Annotated in this window: 13 protein-coding genes and 1 pseudogene; 7 read left to right on the plus strand and 7 right to left on the minus strand. The window is 61.9% G+C overall.

The features are described 5' to 3' along the window. Window positions 1-2 precede the first annotated feature (2 nt). The 4 genes from IB249_RS00410 to IB249_RS00425 form a co-directional block, all read right to left on the minus strand. The gene (locus IB249_RS00410) at window positions 3-719 is read right to left on the minus strand and encodes an alpha/beta hydrolase (RefSeq protein WP_192301565.1); all 717 of its coding nucleotides are present in this window, start codon (window positions 717-719) and stop codon (window positions 3-5) included. A gap of 165 nt (window positions 720-884) precedes the next feature. Beyond that, a complete protein-coding gene (locus tag IB249_RS00415; protein WP_192301566.1) occupies window positions 885-1997 on the minus strand; it encodes a M14 family metallopeptidase in 1113 nt (370 codons plus the stop codon). 200 nt (window positions 1998-2197) lie between these two features. Continuing rightward, window positions 2198-2977 (minus strand): ABC transporter substrate-binding protein, encoded by a 780-nt coding sequence (locus IB249_RS00420; protein WP_192301567.1) that lies wholly within the window; start codon window positions 2975-2977, stop codon window positions 2198-2200. A 192-nt stretch (window positions 2978-3169) separates the two neighbouring features. Beyond that, complete coding sequence (locus IB249_RS00425; protein WP_192301568.1) at window positions 3170-3604, minus strand: rhodanese-like domain-containing protein; 435 nt, start codon at window positions 3602-3604, stop codon at window positions 3170-3172. Between the two features lie 99 nt (window positions 3605-3703). On the opposite strand from IB249_RS00425, the gene ftrA reads away from it, so the two are divergent. After that, a complete protein-coding gene (ftrA, locus tag IB249_RS00430; protein ID WP_192301569.1) occupies window positions 3704-4681 on the plus strand; it encodes a transcriptional regulator FtrA in 978 nt (325 codons plus the stop codon). On the opposite strand, the gene cobF is transcribed toward ftrA, so the two are convergent. Both cobF and IB249_RS00440 read right to left on the minus strand, forming a co-directional pair. Continuing rightward, a complete protein-coding gene (gene cobF, locus IB249_RS00435; RefSeq protein WP_192301570.1) occupies window positions 4682-5437 on the minus strand; it encodes a precorrin-6A synthase (deacetylating) in 756 nt (251 codons plus the stop codon). It abuts the gene before it with no gap. Continuing rightward, window positions 5434-6009 carry a histidine phosphatase family protein gene (locus tag IB249_RS00440; RefSeq protein WP_192301571.1) on the minus strand — a complete coding sequence of 192 codons (576 nt, stop codon included), beginning with the start codon at window positions 6007-6009 and terminating at the stop codon, window positions 5434-5436. Before IB249_RS00440 ends, cobF begins: the two co-directional genes overlap by 4 nt. Window positions 6010-6561: 552 nt before the next feature. Here IB249_RS00440 and IB249_RS00445 point away from each other — a divergent pair. From IB249_RS00445 to IB249_RS00455, 3 genes are all read left to right on the plus strand, one after another. Beyond that, a complete protein-coding gene (locus IB249_RS00445; protein WP_192301572.1) occupies window positions 6562-7578 on the plus strand; it encodes an arginine N-succinyltransferase in 1017 nt (338 codons plus the stop codon). 31 nt (window positions 7579-7609) lie between these two features. Continuing rightward, window positions 7610-8644 (plus strand): arginine N-succinyltransferase, encoded by a 1035-nt coding sequence (gene astA / locus IB249_RS00450; RefSeq protein WP_192301573.1) that lies wholly within the window; start codon window positions 7610-7612, stop codon window positions 8642-8644. A 151-nt stretch (window positions 8645-8795) separates the two neighbouring features. Next, on the plus strand, window positions 8796-9665 hold the full coding sequence (locus IB249_RS00455) for an isocitrate lyase/PEP mutase family protein (RefSeq protein WP_192301574.1): 870 nt from the start codon (window positions 8796-8798) through the stop codon (window positions 9663-9665). Window positions 9666-9784: 119 nt separating this feature from the next. On the opposite strand, the pseudogene IB249_RS29900 reads toward IB249_RS00455, so the two are convergent. Continuing rightward, window positions 9785-10111 (minus strand): annotated as a pseudogene (locus IB249_RS29900) (GGDEF domain-containing protein); the annotation flags it as partial. Between the two features lie 259 nt (window positions 10112-10370). On the opposite strand from IB249_RS29900, the gene IB249_RS00465 reads away from it, so the two are divergent. The 3 genes from IB249_RS00465 (at window position 10371) to IB249_RS00475 (ending at window position 14294) form a co-directional block, all read left to right on the plus strand. After that, on the plus strand, window positions 10371-11825 hold the full coding sequence (locus tag IB249_RS00465) for a flavin-containing monooxygenase (RefSeq protein WP_192301576.1): 1455 nt from the start codon (window positions 10371-10373) through the stop codon (window positions 11823-11825). 22 nt (window positions 11826-11847) lie between these two features. After that, window positions 11848-12804: an alpha/beta fold hydrolase gene (locus tag IB249_RS00470; RefSeq protein ID WP_192301577.1), complete on the plus strand. Its 957-nt coding sequence runs from the start codon at window positions 11848-11850 to the stop codon at window positions 12802-12804. Between the two features lie 110 nt (window positions 12805-12914). Beyond that, window positions 12915-14294 (plus strand): VOC family protein, encoded by a 1380-nt coding sequence (locus IB249_RS00475; RefSeq protein ID WP_192301578.1) that lies wholly within the window; start codon window positions 12915-12917, stop codon window positions 14292-14294. Window positions 14295-14344: the final 50 nt, after the last annotated feature.

Genomic DNA, 14344 nt, shown 5'->3' on the forward strand with positions numbered 1-14344 from the left:
GCTCAAGGGTTGAGGCGCTGCAACCAGGCGCTCAAGTCCTGCATTTCGGCGGCACTGATGGTGTGTCCGACACCGGGGTAGGCGTGAAACTCGGGCTTGAGTGACAACCCCTGCAACAGGCTGTCAGCCTCGGTGCCATCGTTGAAAGGCAGGCGTTTATCCGCTGTGCCATGCCCGATGAAAATCGCCAGTGACTGGCGTTGCACCTGTGGTTTGAGCTCGGACTTGAGCACGGGCAGAATCCGCCCGCTCAACGCGGCAATCCCGCCCACGGCCTCGGGGTGACGCAGCGCCACCTCGTAGGACATGATCGCGCCCTGGCTGAAACCCACCAGGTAAACCTTGGCCGGTTGCGTGTGATATTTCTTCGCAGCCTGGGCGATGAAGTCCAGCAACACCTGACCGCTGGCCTTCAGGTCATCGGTCTCACCGTTGTAAGCCCCTTGGCCTTTTTGGCGAAACCATTGATAACTGCCTTCTTCTATCACGATCGGTGCGCGCACCGACAGGTAGTTGTATCCGGCCGGCAGCTCGTCCTTGATGCCGAACAGGTCCTGCTCGTTACTGCCGTAGCCGTGGAGGAAAATCACCAGGGGTTGATCGACGGAATCGGGATGTACCTGCTCCAGGTATTTGAGCGGCAGGTCGGTGTGCAGAGGGGTTTGGGCGTGGACGGCGGCGGACGCCAGGAGAGTCAGCAGAGCAAGCACTTTCAACATGAGCCTTCCTTCACAAAGCGCAGGATTCGGGGCAGAGCCTAACACCGTGAAGCTGATCGGGGGATTTTCGCTGCGGCTGATGCCGCCATCGCGAGCAGACTCGCTCCCACGGGAATATCCCTCAAATCCCTGTGGGAGCGAGCCTGCTCGCGATTCCATGTTCAGTCAGTCGTTGATCAACTTCCCGACCCGAATCGGCTCGCGCCCCGCGACCTTCGCCTGCCAGGTGCCCGGCTGGGTGTAGCGACCACGATCGATGGCGAACAACACCCCGCGGGTTCCCGCACGCACGGTGGTGACCTTGTCGTTCAACGGATCGACCACTTCGAACAGGGCATCGCCCTGCTCGACCCACTCACCGGCCTCGCGCAGAAAACTGACCACACCATGGTGCGGTGCGAACAGGTATTGCGTGCCTTCGAACGGCATTCCTTCGCAGCACTCATCCGGCGCCGCCGGCCAGTCACCCTGGATGAACCCCTGTTCGGCCAGGAACCCGAGAATCGCTTCGCAATTGGCCTGGGCCTGATCGACGCGGGTGTCGCCCATACTGCCCAGCTCCAGGGTGGTCGCCAGATTGGCCGGAGGAATCGCCGCCTGGGGAAAAGCCCTGGCCAGGCGCAACCAGGGCGAAGAGCAGGACTCATCGAAGGAACTGCCACCGGAATCTTCACACAGCAGCGCCACACCCGCCTTCAACCGCGCCGCCAGTGATTGCCACTGCGGCCAGTGCTGCGGCAAGGCGTAAATATGGATGGCCGCCTCAAAATCACAGTGCAGATCAAGCGTGATGTCGGCATCGCAGGCGTGGCGCAACAACAGGCGGTGCAGGGCTTCCAGCTGCGAGGCAGGTGCAGGCAGGTCGTCGAGCACCCGGGTCATGGTTTGCCGGATCAGTGCAACGTTGGCCTCGGCGTCGGCGCCCAGGCGATCACCGACCAACTGCGCGACCGGCGCGCTCAATTCCACGAACGAGCGATTGAAGTTCTGGCCGCTGCCGAGTTCGAAACGGCCCATGTGACTGCCTTGCAGGTGCTGATCGAGGCCGATGGGGTTGGCCACCGGCACCAGTTCGACCACGCCTTGCAGATGGCCTGAAGCTTCGAGTTCGGCCAGGCGTTTTTTCAGTTCCCAGGCGGTGCGCATGCCCGGCAGTTCGTCCGCGTGCAGGCTGGCCTGGATATAGACCTTGCGTGCACCCGTACCGTAACGAAACACGCTGAGGGTTCGTTCGGTGCCCAGGTGGCTCCAGGGTAGCGGGTGGTCGATGCGTTGCATGGGCGAACTCCTGATACTTGAAAACTTCGAGATGACCTGTGGGAGCGAGCCTGCTCGCGAAGCCGTTGTGTCAGTCAATCGCGAGGTTGAATGCACGAAAGTCTTCGCCAGCAGGCTCGCTCCCACAGAGTTCTCATCCTGGAACCAAAACAAAAAAAGTGGCCACCGCGTCAACGGTGGCCACTTTTTTCTACGGCGTATTAATGGCCGTAAACATCGAAATCGAAGTACTTGTCCTGCACTTGCTTGTACTTGCCGTTGGCGCGGATTTCAGTGATGGCGGTGTTGAATTTGTCCGCCAGCTCCTTGTCGCCCTTGCGCACCGCGATCCCGGCGCCGCCGCCGAAGTACTTGGCGTCTTCGTAGGTCGGGCCGACAAAGGCAAAGCCCTTGCCTGCGTCGGTTTTCAGGAAACCGTCGTCGAGGTTGACCGAGTCCGCCAGCAGCGCGTCGACGCGACCGGAGACCATGTCCAGGTTGGCTTCCTGCTGCGAACCGTAGCGCACCAGCTCGATACCGGCCGGTACCAGCACTTCGGTGGCGAAGCGGTCATGGGTACTGGCGCGCAGTACACCGACTTTCTTGCCCTTGAGTTCGGTCAGCGGATCCTTGATATCGGTGCCGACCTTCATCACGAAGCGCGCTGGGGTGTGGTAGTACTTGATGGTGAAATCGACGTTTTTCTTGCGGTCGTCGGTGATGGTCATGGACGACAGAATCGCGTCGATTTTCTTGACCTTCAGGGCCGGAATCAGGCCGTCGAACTCTTGCTCGACCCAGGTGCATTTGACTTTCATCTGCTCGCAAAGCGCGTCGCCGATGTCGACGTCGAAACCGGTGAGTTTGCCGTCGGGGGTTTTCATCGAGAATGGCGGGTAGCCGGCTTCGATACCGATGCGGATCGGCTTGGCGTCATCGGCCACGGCGGTCAGGGACAACATCGACAGTGCCAGGGCACCGAACATCACTAGCTTCTTCATTTATAACTCCCGTGTACGGAGGCTTTTATATTGGCAGCATTCGATTGATCGCTTTCGGTCAGCGCTTTGTTATGGGTTACGACCGAAGTGGCGGGCAGTCTAGAGCGGCTTTACACGGGCAAATTGTGTATAGGCGACAAATACTTATAAAAAAGGCGAGCGCATCCTCGAGAGGATTCGCCCGCTGCTGGCTCAGCAATCGCAGCCGATCGGCGTCGCGGCTGGCCGTTGTACCGGGGCGCTCAACGCAAACCCTTCGTCCAGCCAACCGGTCACCCCGCCGATCATTTCCTTGACCGGGTAACCGAGCGCCGCCAGCTTCACTGCGGCCTTGTTGGCGCCGTTGCAATGGGGGCCGGCACAGTAGACCACGAACAATGTGGAGGTCCCGTAGCCTGCCAGCCCTTCAGCCGTCAGCAGTCGTCCCGGCAGGTTGATCGCACCTGGCACATGACCGCGTTCGAACGCCAGCGGACCGCGCACATCCACCAGGACAAAATCCACCTCCCCCGCCTGCTGGCTGCCGTAGACGTCGGAACAGTCGGTTTCAAAGGTCAGGCGGTTGCTGAAATGCATCAGGGCAATGGCCGAAGGCGCGGCAGGAATCTTGCGGACCAGACTGGTCATGGGCGGTACTCCAGGGTTCGTGGGTGTGAGAAGACTGTATCCGCCGCTGACTTGCGGCTAAAGTGGCGCACAAGACACTCACCGGGAACTTTCCGCCAAATGCAGCCCAACCCAGGATCAGTCGCCATTCTGGCCTACGACGGCCTCTGCACGTTCGAATTCGGGATTGCCGTGGAGATCTTCGGCCTGGCGCGGCCGGAATTCGATTTCCCCTGGTATGAACACCGCATTGCCGCCGTCGATCAGGGCCCGATGCGTGCCATGGGCGGTATCCAGGTGCTGGCCGACGGTGGCTTGGAACTGCTGGCCGACGCCCGGACCATCATCATTCCCGGCTGGCGTGATCGCAGCGCCCCGGTGCCCGCTGTGTTGATCGAGGCCCTGCGTCAGGCCCACGCACGCGGCGCGCGGTTGCTGTCGATCTGCTCGGGAGTGTTCGTGCTGGCCGCCACCGGTTTGCTCGATGGCCACGGCGCCACCACCCATTGGCGCTACACCACGGAACTGGCCGAACGGTTCCCGAACATTCTGGTCGACCCGGACGTGCTCTACGTCGACTCGGGCCAGTTGATCACCTCGGCGGGCAGCGCGGCCGGCATCGACGCCTGCCTGCACCTGGTAGCCCGGGATTACGGCACGCAAGTGGCCAACAGCGTGGCGCGGCGACTGGTGATGTCGCCGCAACGCACCGGCGGCCAGGCGCAGTTCATTCCGACCCCGGTCAGCCCGACGCCGCGTAGAGATCTCTCGCGGGTCATGCAGTGGGCCCGGGAGCGCCTGCACGCCCCGCTCGAAGTGCGCGACCTGGCCAGCGAGGCGGCGATGAGCGAAAGAACCTTCCTGCGCCGATTCACCGAAGCCACCGGCCAGCCGCCCAAGGCCTGGCTGCAACATGAACGCCTGGCACGGGCCCGGGAACTGCTGGAAAGCACGGGGCACAGCACCGAGCAGGTGGCCGGGCAGTGTGGTTATCGTTCAGTGGAAAGTTTTCGGGTGGCGTTTCGCACGGTGGTCGGCGTGCCGCCGTCGGTGTACCGGGAGCGGTTTGGGCGCGGGATCAAGGCCAGTTCCGTTTGATCAAAGCTTGCGCAACAGATAGGTGTCCATGATCCACCCATGGGCCTCCCTCGCCGCCTTGCGCACCCGCTCGATTTCATCCGCCACGTCCTCGAGCCGGCCACTGATGAGGAGTTCATCCGGCGTGCCCAGGTAAGCGCCCCAGTAAATCTGCGTCTCGCGGTTCGCCACCTGCCGGTAGGCATCTTGCGCATCGAGCATCACCACCAGGCTGTCGGTATCGCTCACTTGCCCCGCGGCCAACCGACGACCCGTGGTGATTTCGATCGAGCGGCCAATACTGTTCAGCGGCACCTTGTGCTGCGCCGCCAACGCTTGAACGCTGGTGATGCCGGGAATCACTTCGAATTCGAACGCGCATCGCCCCGACGCGAGAATCGCCTGCAGAATCCGGATCGTGCTGTCGTATAACGCCGGGTCGCCCCACACCAGGAAGCCGCCGCACTCGTCGTCGGACAGTTCCTCATCGATCAGCCGTTCGAAGGTCAACTGCTTGGCCAGGTTCAGCTCTTGCACACTGCTCGTGTAATCCACCTCACCGCGCTCACGCTCCGGGCTGTGCGCCTCGACAAACCGGTGGACGTGATCGCTGATGTAGCGCTCGCAGATCTCGCGCCGCAGGTCGATCAGTTTGTCCTTGCTCTGGCCCTTGTCCATGAGGAAAAACACATCCACCCGGTTCAGCGCCTTCACGGCCTGCAGGGTGATGTAGTCGGGGTTGCCGGCACCGATGCCGATGACCATCAGTTTTTTCATGAACAGGGGCCCTCAAGGTCCGCACCTGGCAATCGCAGGCGCCAGCGTCCATTGAACCGCAGCTCGATGGCTGACAGCGGTTCAACATCGATCAGGTTGAATGCCGGACTGTGCAATACCCGGGTCAACGCCGCGCGCACGACAAAGGGATGGGTAATGGCGACGATAGGTCCCGGTGTCGCTTGCAGTGTCTCCAGCCAGGCGCTCACCCGCTCGACGAGTTGTGCCACCGACTCGCCACCGTGAGGCGCCGCCAGCGGATCATCGAACCAGGCCTGCAGCGCTTCGGGCTCGGACATTTGCAGGTCGCCAATCCGGGCACCGTTCCAGCGTCCGAAATCACAGTCCCTCAACGCCTCGACAATCACCGCGTCGCTGCCGAACAAGGCGGCGGTTTGTCGCGCGCGCAGTTCCGGGGCACTGAACAGACGCGGCCTGCCCTTGAACTGACGCCCCAGGGAGCCACTGGCCGATTGCCAATCCATCTCCACCGGTTCATCCGTAGGAAAGCGCGCCAATTTTTGTGCGACGGTTCTGGCGTGGCACAACAGAGTCAAACGGGTCGACTGCACGAAAGATCACTCGGTTTAAGGAAAAGCAACAGCATGAGGCCATCATTCATGGGCCATTGTGCCGCAAGAAAGGCCACGGCGGGGGTTTCGCTGTCCATCGAAAAGATGCACTTGCCTGCTACATAACCAGCCATCTCCGACAGCCTTGTCAGCGAAGGCCTACAAGACGGACCGACATGCATGTAACCCAAGGCTGACGGGCGTTTCGCCCCCCGTTAATGCGGTAAAGAACCTCGCAAAAATTCACTAGACAGGGGCTGCGGGTTAAATAAATACTGCTGTAACGGATTATGAAAGATAAACAAAACCCTCATCCAGCAGGAGCCCGGATGCCCTCTCCCAGCGACGCGCACCACCGCCTCCAACATGACGCCAACGCCGATCGACCGTTCAACGCGGCGGTGGTGAACATCGTGCTGCTTCATTCAATGGCTGATCAATAAAGAGCGGCGCTGGACAACCCTCGAGCAACCGCCGATTCAACGCGTGGAAACCGACAGTGATAGTCAGGTTCGTGCCGAACGCCGAACCCTTTGATACAGGAGTGCATCCATGCTGGTCATACGCCCAGTGGAGTTAACGGACCTGCCGCAGTTGCAACGACTGGCTCACGACAGCCTGGTCGGCGTCACGTCCCTGCCGGACAATGCCGAACGCTTGCGCGAGCGAATTCTCGATTCCTGTACCTCGTTCGATCAGGACGTGCGGACCCATGGCCCGGAAAACTACTTCTTCGTTCTGGAAGACCTGGCGACCCGGCACCTGGCGGGCTGTTCGGAAATCCTCGCCACGGCCGGTTTCGACGAACCTTTCTACAGCCTGCGCAACCGCCACTTCACCAGTGCCTCGCGAGAACTGAACATCGAACATGGTGTGCCGGCACTGTCGCTGTGTCATGACCTCAACGGCCACACCCTGCTGCGCGGTTTCCACATCGATGCGGCGCTGGTGCGCTCGCCGGCTTCAGAATTGCTGTCCCGGGCGCGATTGATGTTCATCGCCGCCCATGCCCGGCGCTTTGCCGAAGCGGTAATCACCGAAATCGTCGGCTTCAGCGACGATCAGGGGCACTCGCCCTTCTGGGACGCGCTGGGCAAGCACTTCTTCGACCTGCCCTACGCCGAGGCCGAGCGCCTCTGCGGGCTCGAGAGCCGGGCGTTCCTGGCCGAACTCATGCCGCAATACCCGATCTACGTACCGATGCTGCCCCAGTCGGCCCAGGACTGTATTGGCCGCATCCACCCCGATGGCCAGGATGCCTTCGATATCCTCGAGCGCGAAGGGTTCGAGACCAACAGCTACATCGACCTGTTCGACGGCGGCCCGACCTTGCACGCGCGTCTGGCCGACATCCGTTCCATTGCACACAGCCAGACCGGCACCGTCATCCTGAGCGATACCCTCGATGCGCGCGGCCGCTACCTGGTCAGTAACGATGCGTTGAGGGGCTATCGTGCCATCGTCGCCGATCTGGACTACCGCCCCGGCCAGCCCGTGGCCCTGAGTGCCGGAATGTGCGCCGCCCTGAACGTGAGCGACGGCAGCCCGGTACGGGTGATCGCCCTGTGAGCGCTCGATCGCCCGTGCGAGGAAACGCATCATGATCGTCCGCCCGGCGCAAATCACTGACCTGCCCGCCCTGCTGGCATTGGCGCGGCAAGCCGGTCCGGTGTTGACCACCCTGCCGGCCAGCGAGGAACGCCTGGCCCATCGCTTGCGCTGGACACAACGGGCCTTCGCCGGACAGATCGAGCGGGCCGACGCCGACTACCTGTTCGTGCTCGAGGACGACGATCAGCAGGTGCTGGGCATCAGTGCCCTGACGGGGGCCATCGGGCTGCGCGAGCCCTGGTACAACTACCGGGTCGGGGTGACCGTCAGTTCATCGCCCGACCTGGGCATCCAGCGGCAGATCCCGACACTGTTCCTCAACAATGAAATGACCGGCCAATCGGAAATCTGCTCGTTGTTCCTGCGCCCCGATCAGCGCCAGGGCAGTCACGGCCGGTTACTGTCCGTGGGGCGTTTATTGTTCGTGGCCGAGTTCCCCCACCTGTTCGGTGAAAAACTCATTGCGGAGTTGCGTGGCCGAGCCGATGAACAAGGGTGCTCGCCCTTCTGGGACAGCCTGGGTCGGCACTTTTTCAAGATGGATTTCAATCACGCCCACCATTTGTCGGGGCTGGGCAGCAAGTCCTTCATCGCCGAACTGATGCCACGCCAACCGCTCTACACCTGCCTGCTCACCGAACAGGCCCAGGCGGTGATCGGCAAGGCACACCCCAACACCGAGCCAGCGCTGAAAATCCTCACCGCCGAAGGCTTTACCCACGAAGGCTACATCGACATCTTCGACGCCGGTCCGGTGATCGAGGCGCCCCTGTCGAAGATCCGCAGCGTACGGGACAGCCAGGCGCTGGTGCTGGCCATTGGAACCCCGGACGATCAGGCGCCGATCTGGCTGATCCACAATCGCCGCCTGGAGAACTGCCGTATCACCGCCGCCCCCGCGAGGCTGGCGGGCAATAGCCTGGTGGTCGATCGGCTCACCGCCAAACGCCTGCAACTGCAGCCCGGCGATTCGGTTCGCGCGGTGCCGTTGCTTCGGTCGCAGGCGCAGGCGGTCGCCGCGTGAGGCGCCTGCCCTCTTCCACTGGAGGGCAATCAAATGAATCGTCCTGCAAATTCGTCATCATAATTGCCCCCGTTGCGTGATAGCCTTTTGGGTCTTCGGCGTTGACACTCTTGCTCAAGCCTTTCCATTCCTTTGTATTGGTGGAACTTATATGTCCAGGCTTTCCCATCAGGATTTGCGCCGTAACTTCCGTGAACTGTTCGCTTCCAACAAGTGCTATCACACCGCCTCGGTCTTCGACCCGATGTCGGCGCGCATCGCCGCGGACCTGGGTTTTGAAGTGGGGATTCTCGGCGGCTCGGTGGCCTCGCTGCAGGTACTGGGTGCCCCCGACTTCGCCCTGATCACCCTCAGCGAATTCGCCGAGCAGGCCACCCGTATCGGTCGTGTCGCCCAGTTGCCGTTCATCGCCGACGCCGACCACGGTTACGGCAATGCCCTCAACGTGATGCGCACCATCGTCGAGCTGGAGCGCGCCGGCGTGGCGGCCCTGACCATCGAAGACACGCTGCTGCCGGCGCAGTTCGGCCGCAAGTCCACCGACTTGATCGGGGTCGCCGAAGGCGTCGGCAAGATCCGCGCCGCCCTGGAAGCCCGGGTCGATACCGAAATGGCCATCGTCGCGCGCACCAACGCCGGGATCCTGCCGGTGCAAGAGGTCATCAGCCGCACCCAGCAATACCAGAACGCCGGTGCAGATGGCATCTGCATGGTCGGCGTACGTGATTTCGATCACTTGGAACAGATCGCCGAGCACCTGAGCGTGCCGCTGATGCTGGTGACCTACGGCAACCCGCTGCTGCGCGACGACAATCGTCTGGCGGAACTGGGTGTGCGCGTGGTCATCGACGGGCACGGGGCCTATTTCGCAGCGATCAAGGCGACTTACGACAGCTTGCGCGAACAACGGCAGATCTTCACCCAGGCGTCCGACCTGAGCGCCACAGAACTGACCCACACCTACACGCAGCCCGAGGAATACATCCGTTACGCGGAAGAATTCATGAGTGTGAAGGAATAACATCCGTTCATGATCCTTGTGGGAGCGAGCCTGCTCGCGATGGACGTCAATGATGACGCGGGCTGACTGAATGTCCTCGTCGCGAGCAGTTCGCTCCCATAAAGCGAACTGCTCTGCTGTCACACCGCATCGAACGCCTCTTGACGAGGCTCGTGATCGCCGCTGCAAATCACTCGATTGCGTCCGGTGCTCTTGGCTTCATAGAGCGCCCGGTCGGCCTCATCGAGCCATTGCGTCGCGTCGGTACAGGACGGCTTCCAGGCGGCCAGGCCAATGCTCAGGCCGACGCTCAGCGCCGGGCTCTGGGCGTCATCGAAGGTAGCGAAGCGATCGCGCAGGGCCTCCATGGCGCTGGTCGCATGATCAAGCGCCAGGTCCGGAAGGATCAGGCAAAACTCAATCCCCAAACCCATGGCGCCGGGTCGAGCGGGTACATCGCCACGCCTACACACAACAACCCCAAGGCCAGTCCCAGGGTCCGCGAGGTGTAAAGCCTCCTGGCCAGTAATAGCCCCCTTCCTCCCGCTTTGCTCATAGGAACCTCTGCGCCAGGGTTTTGAGCGTGCAGGCAGTCTAACAGGGCAACATCAAATAGCTATCACCGGCGCGCGGTCCGAATATCAGGGTATTACCGATTTTCACGGGTCAAACGTTCGGCTATACATGAAGAGGGAAACTCAACAGACAACGACAAAAAGGACGCCCATGCAGACTTTCCAGGTGTTGATCATCGGCAGCGGATTTGGTGGTCAGTGCGCGGCGGTCAATTTGCTCAAGGCCGGTATCGATGACTTCCGGATGCTGGAGCGGCGGGACTTTTTCGGTGGCACCTGGTGCCAGAACACCTACCCCGGCGCTGCCGTCGATGTGCCCTCGCCGCTTTACTCGCTGTCCTTCGCCCCCTATCGCTGGACGCAAATGTTCGCCGGCCAGGCAGAGCTGCACCGCTACACGCAGCATGTCGTGGACAGCTTTGGTTTGCGGGACAAGGTGGAATTGGAGGCGAATGTCGAACGGGTGGAGTGGGACGACGACGCCAGACACTGGATCGTCCACACCACCGGCAAGGGCACCTTCCGTGCCCGTTTCCTGATCAACGCCACCGGGCCGTTGAGCCAACCGGTCATCCCGCACTTCGACGGCCAGGAACGCTTTCAGGGCACGACGTTTCACACCAATCACTGGGATCACTCCTACGATTACCGGCAAAAACGTGTCGCCATCATCGGCAGTGGCGCCAGCGCCGCCCAAGTGATCCCGGCCATTGCCCCGGACGTCGGGCATCTGCATGTGTTTCAGCGCTCGCCCCATTGGGTGCTGCCACGGGCCGACCGCGCCTTCGGACCGGTGCAGCGCTGGCTGCTCGGCTTGAAACCGGCGTACAAGCTGCTGCGCTGGATGATTTACTGGCAGTTCGAAACCCGGGTCATCGCCTTCAAGTACTCGAAACCGGCGATCCGCCTGGTCCAGCAACACGCCCTGCGCTTCCTCAAGCGGCAAGTGCCTGATCCGCAGTTGCGACGAAAACTGACACCGGACTATGCCATCGGCTGCAAGCGGGTCATCGTGTCCAGCACCCTCTACCCCGCTCTCGGCCGCTCCAACGTCACGCTGCACAGCCGCGAACAGGGCATCGCGTCCATCGACGAAACCGGCATCAATACCCAGGATGGGCAGCACATCGATGTGGACCTGATCGTCTGGTCCACCGGTTACGACGCCACTGACGGGGTGATTTCCTACCCGGTCAGCGGAAAAAACGGCAAGCAACTGCGGGAATTCTGGGCCACCTACCCTCGGGCGTACCTGGGCACCAGCCTGCCGGACTTCCCCAACCTGTTCATCGTCACCGGCCCCAACACCGGCATCGGCCACACGTCGGCGCTGTTCATCATCGAATCCCAGATGAACTACATCCTCGATTGCATCCGCACGGTGAAAAAACAGGGGTTGCGCAGCATCGAAGTTCGCCCCGAGGCAGAACGTACCTACACTGAAATGATCCACCGGGAAATGGAACGCACGGTGTGGAAGTCCGGTGGCTGCCACAGCTGGTATCAAAGCAGGAGTGGGCATGTGATCGCCATGTTTCCCGGGTTCAGTTTCAGCTACCACCAACTGACCCGGGCGCTGAAACCCGCCGATCACATTCTGTCTTGATCAGAGAGAAGGGAGACACCTGATGCTTTTGTTGGTTGTCGTGATTGCAGTGTTCATCGCCTGGAGCTGGTTGAGCTACCCGGCCATCGGTTACTGGCTCTATGACCTGAACATGGCGGCCGAGGCCAGGTTGTACCGGCTGCACAAGATTGTCGTGCCCATCGCCGAAATGACGGTGTCGACCTGGCAAGGCGGCCCCTATGAAGCCTCGAGCAGTGTGCTGATGCTGCATGGCTACAGCGCGGACAAAAACATCTGGTTGCGCTTCGCCCGGCATTTTGTCGGCACTTACCGGGTGATCATTCCCGACATCGCCGGGCATGGGGAAACCGGTTTCAAGGCCGGCGGCGGTTATGACATTCCGTTGCAGGCCAAGCGCATGATCCAGCTGCTCGACGTCTGCGGTGTCGAGAAGGTGCACGTGATCGGCAACTCGATGGGCGGTTACATGGCTGCATGGCTGGCGGCGACCTATCCGGAGCGCATCGCCTCGGTCGCGCTGATCGACCCGGCGGGCGTCACCGCCCCCGAGGCCAGCGACCTGGAGCGCCATCTGGCCAAGGGCCACAACCCGTTCCTGATCAACTCCCGTGAAGAATTCCGCCGTTTCTACGCCATGACCATGGCGGAACCGCCGTGGGTGCCGGGCGTGGTGCTGGACGCCATTGCCCAGCGCTACGAACAGTCCCGGGACGAGCTCGAAGAAATCTTCAGGGATTTTCGCGCCAGCCCGCCCATGGAACCGAGGCTGGCCGAGATCAAATGTCCGGCACTGTTGCTGTGGGGACGCAAGGACCGCCTGATCGACGTCAGCAGCGTAGCCATCTGGAGCAAAGGCATCGAGGACCTGCGGGTGGAAATCTGGGAAGGCGTCGGGCACATGCCGATGGTCGAGGCCCCGGCGGGTTCAGCACGGCTGTATCGGGAGTTTTTGGCATCCCAGCGCCTGGAGAGCCCACAGGATCAACGGATGCATTGATCGATCAGTCCTTTGCAGAATGAAGTTCGTAAGATTCTTCGTTTGTCGGCGTCGCGCAAGGCTGCGATCTTTCTGCACATCCTTCCCGTCACTGCGCCTGGAATTCCTGCATGAGCCACTCGAACTTTGTCAGCCCTGACCTGATCCGCCAACGCTTTTCCAAAGCGATGTCCGACATGTACCGCAACGAAGTGCCGCTGTACGGCGCGCTGATGGAGCTGGTGGAGCAGACCAACCGCCACGTGCTGGACAGCGACCCGCAGGTCGCCAGGCAATTGAACAACACCGGTGAAATCCAGCGCCTGGACATGGAACGCCACGGCGCCATCCGCGTTGGCACGGCGGCAGAACTGGCCACCCTGGCCCGGTTGTTCGCCGTCATGGGCATGCAGCCGGTGGGTTACTACGACCTCACCCCGGCCGGCGTGCCGGTGCATTCCACCGCCTTTCGCGCGGTGCATGAAGAGGCGTTGCAGGTCAGCCCGTTCCGGGTGTTCACCTCGCTGCTGCGCCTGGAACTGATCGAAGACCGGGAGCTGCGCGCCTTTGCCCAGTCGGTCCTGGACAAGCGCTCGATCTTCACGCCGATGGCGCTGACGCTCATCGAACGCGCCGAATCCGAAGGCGGACTGAGCGCACCGGACGCCGAGGCGTTTGTCCTGCAGGCACTGGAAACCTTCCGCTGGCACCACAGCGCCACCGTGACCGCCGAACAGTACCGCCAGCTCAGCGCGCAGCATCGCCTGATTGCCGATGTGGTGGCATTCAAGGGGCCGCACATCAACCACCTGACCCCGCGGACGCTGGACATCGACGTCGTTCAGGCGCAAATGCCGGCCCACGGCATCACGCCCAAAGCGGTGATCGAAGGACCGCCGCGCCGCCAATGCCCGATCCTGCTGCGCCAGACCAGCTTCAAGGCGCTGGACGAGCCTGTCGCGTTCACCGATCAACCCCACAGCCACGGCAGCCACAGCGCCCGCTTCGGCGAAATCGAACAGCGCGGCGCCGCCCTCACCCCTAAGGGACGGGCGCTCTACGACCGTTTGCTCAATGCTGCCCGCGACGAACTCAAGGACTTCCCCAACGAGGCCAACGCCGAACGCTACAACGCGTTGATGACGCAACACTTCGGCGAATTCCCTGACACCCTCGATGGCATGCGCCAACAGGAACTGGCGTACTTTCGCTATAGGGTCACGGAGAAAGGCCTGGCGTCAGGCGAACGTCGCTCCGTGACGCTGGAGGCGCTGCTCAACCTCGGCTACGTGACGGCCGAGCCGCTGGTGTACGAAGATTTCCTGCCCGTCAGTGCGGCGGGGATTTTTCAGTCAAACCTGGGGGATGCGGCGCAAACCCACTACGGCCAGCACTCGAACCAGCACGCTTTCGAACAGGCGCTGGGGCGAACGACCCTTGATGAACTGGGGTTGTATGCCGAGACCCAGCGCCGGTCGATCGAGGAATGCTTCGCGGCATTGGGGCTGTAGACGCAAGCCTGCTCACGAGAACCGCCCTGGCACTGCGGGCTTCCAGGCAG

The organism is Pseudomonas sp. PDM04, from assembly GCF_014851765.1.
Classification (GTDB): Bacteria; Pseudomonadota; Gammaproteobacteria; order Pseudomonadales; family Pseudomonadaceae; genus Aquipseudomonas.

What these genes read in the sequence shown, in the direction of transcription:
- IB249_RS00410 (WP_192301565.1), bottom strand. Translation starts at nt 719, where the DNA reads ATGTTGAAAGTGCTTGCTCTGCTGACTCTCCTGGCGTCCGCCGCCGTC.
- IB249_RS00415 (WP_192301566.1), bottom strand. Translation starts at nt 1,997, where the DNA reads ATGCAACGCATCGACCACCCGCTACCCTGGAGCCACCTGGGCACCGAA.
- IB249_RS00420 (WP_192301567.1), bottom strand. Translation starts at nt 2,977, where the DNA reads ATGAAGAAGCTAGTGATGTTCGGTGCCCTGGCACTGTCGATGTTGTCC.
- IB249_RS00425 (WP_192301568.1), bottom strand. Translation starts at nt 3,604, where the DNA reads ATGACCAGTCTGGTCCGCAAGATTCCTGCCGCGCCTTCGGCCATTGCC.
- ftrA (WP_192301569.1), top strand. Translation starts at nt 3,704, where the DNA reads ATGCAGCCCAACCCAGGATCAGTCGCCATTCTGGCCTACGACGGCCTC.
- cobF (WP_192301570.1), bottom strand. Translation starts at nt 5,437, where the DNA reads ATGAAAAAACTGATGGTCATCGGCATCGGTGCCGGCAACCCCGACTAC.
- IB249_RS00445 (WP_192301572.1), top strand. Translation starts at nt 6,562, where the DNA reads ATGCTGGTCATACGCCCAGTGGAGTTAACGGACCTGCCGCAGTTGCAA.
- astA (WP_192301573.1), top strand. Translation starts at nt 7,610, where the DNA reads ATGATCGTCCGCCCGGCGCAAATCACTGACCTGCCCGCCCTGCTGGCA.
- IB249_RS00455 (WP_192301574.1), top strand. Translation starts at nt 8,796, where the DNA reads ATGTCCAGGCTTTCCCATCAGGATTTGCGCCGTAACTTCCGTGAACTG.
- IB249_RS00465 (WP_192301576.1), top strand. Translation starts at nt 10,371, where the DNA reads ATGCAGACTTTCCAGGTGTTGATCATCGGCAGCGGATTTGGTGGTCAG.
- IB249_RS00470 (WP_192301577.1), top strand. Translation starts at nt 11,848, where the DNA reads ATGCTTTTGTTGGTTGTCGTGATTGCAGTGTTCATCGCCTGGAGCTGG.
- IB249_RS00475 (WP_192301578.1), top strand. Translation starts at nt 12,915, where the DNA reads ATGAGCCACTCGAACTTTGTCAGCCCTGACCTGATCCGCCAACGCTTT.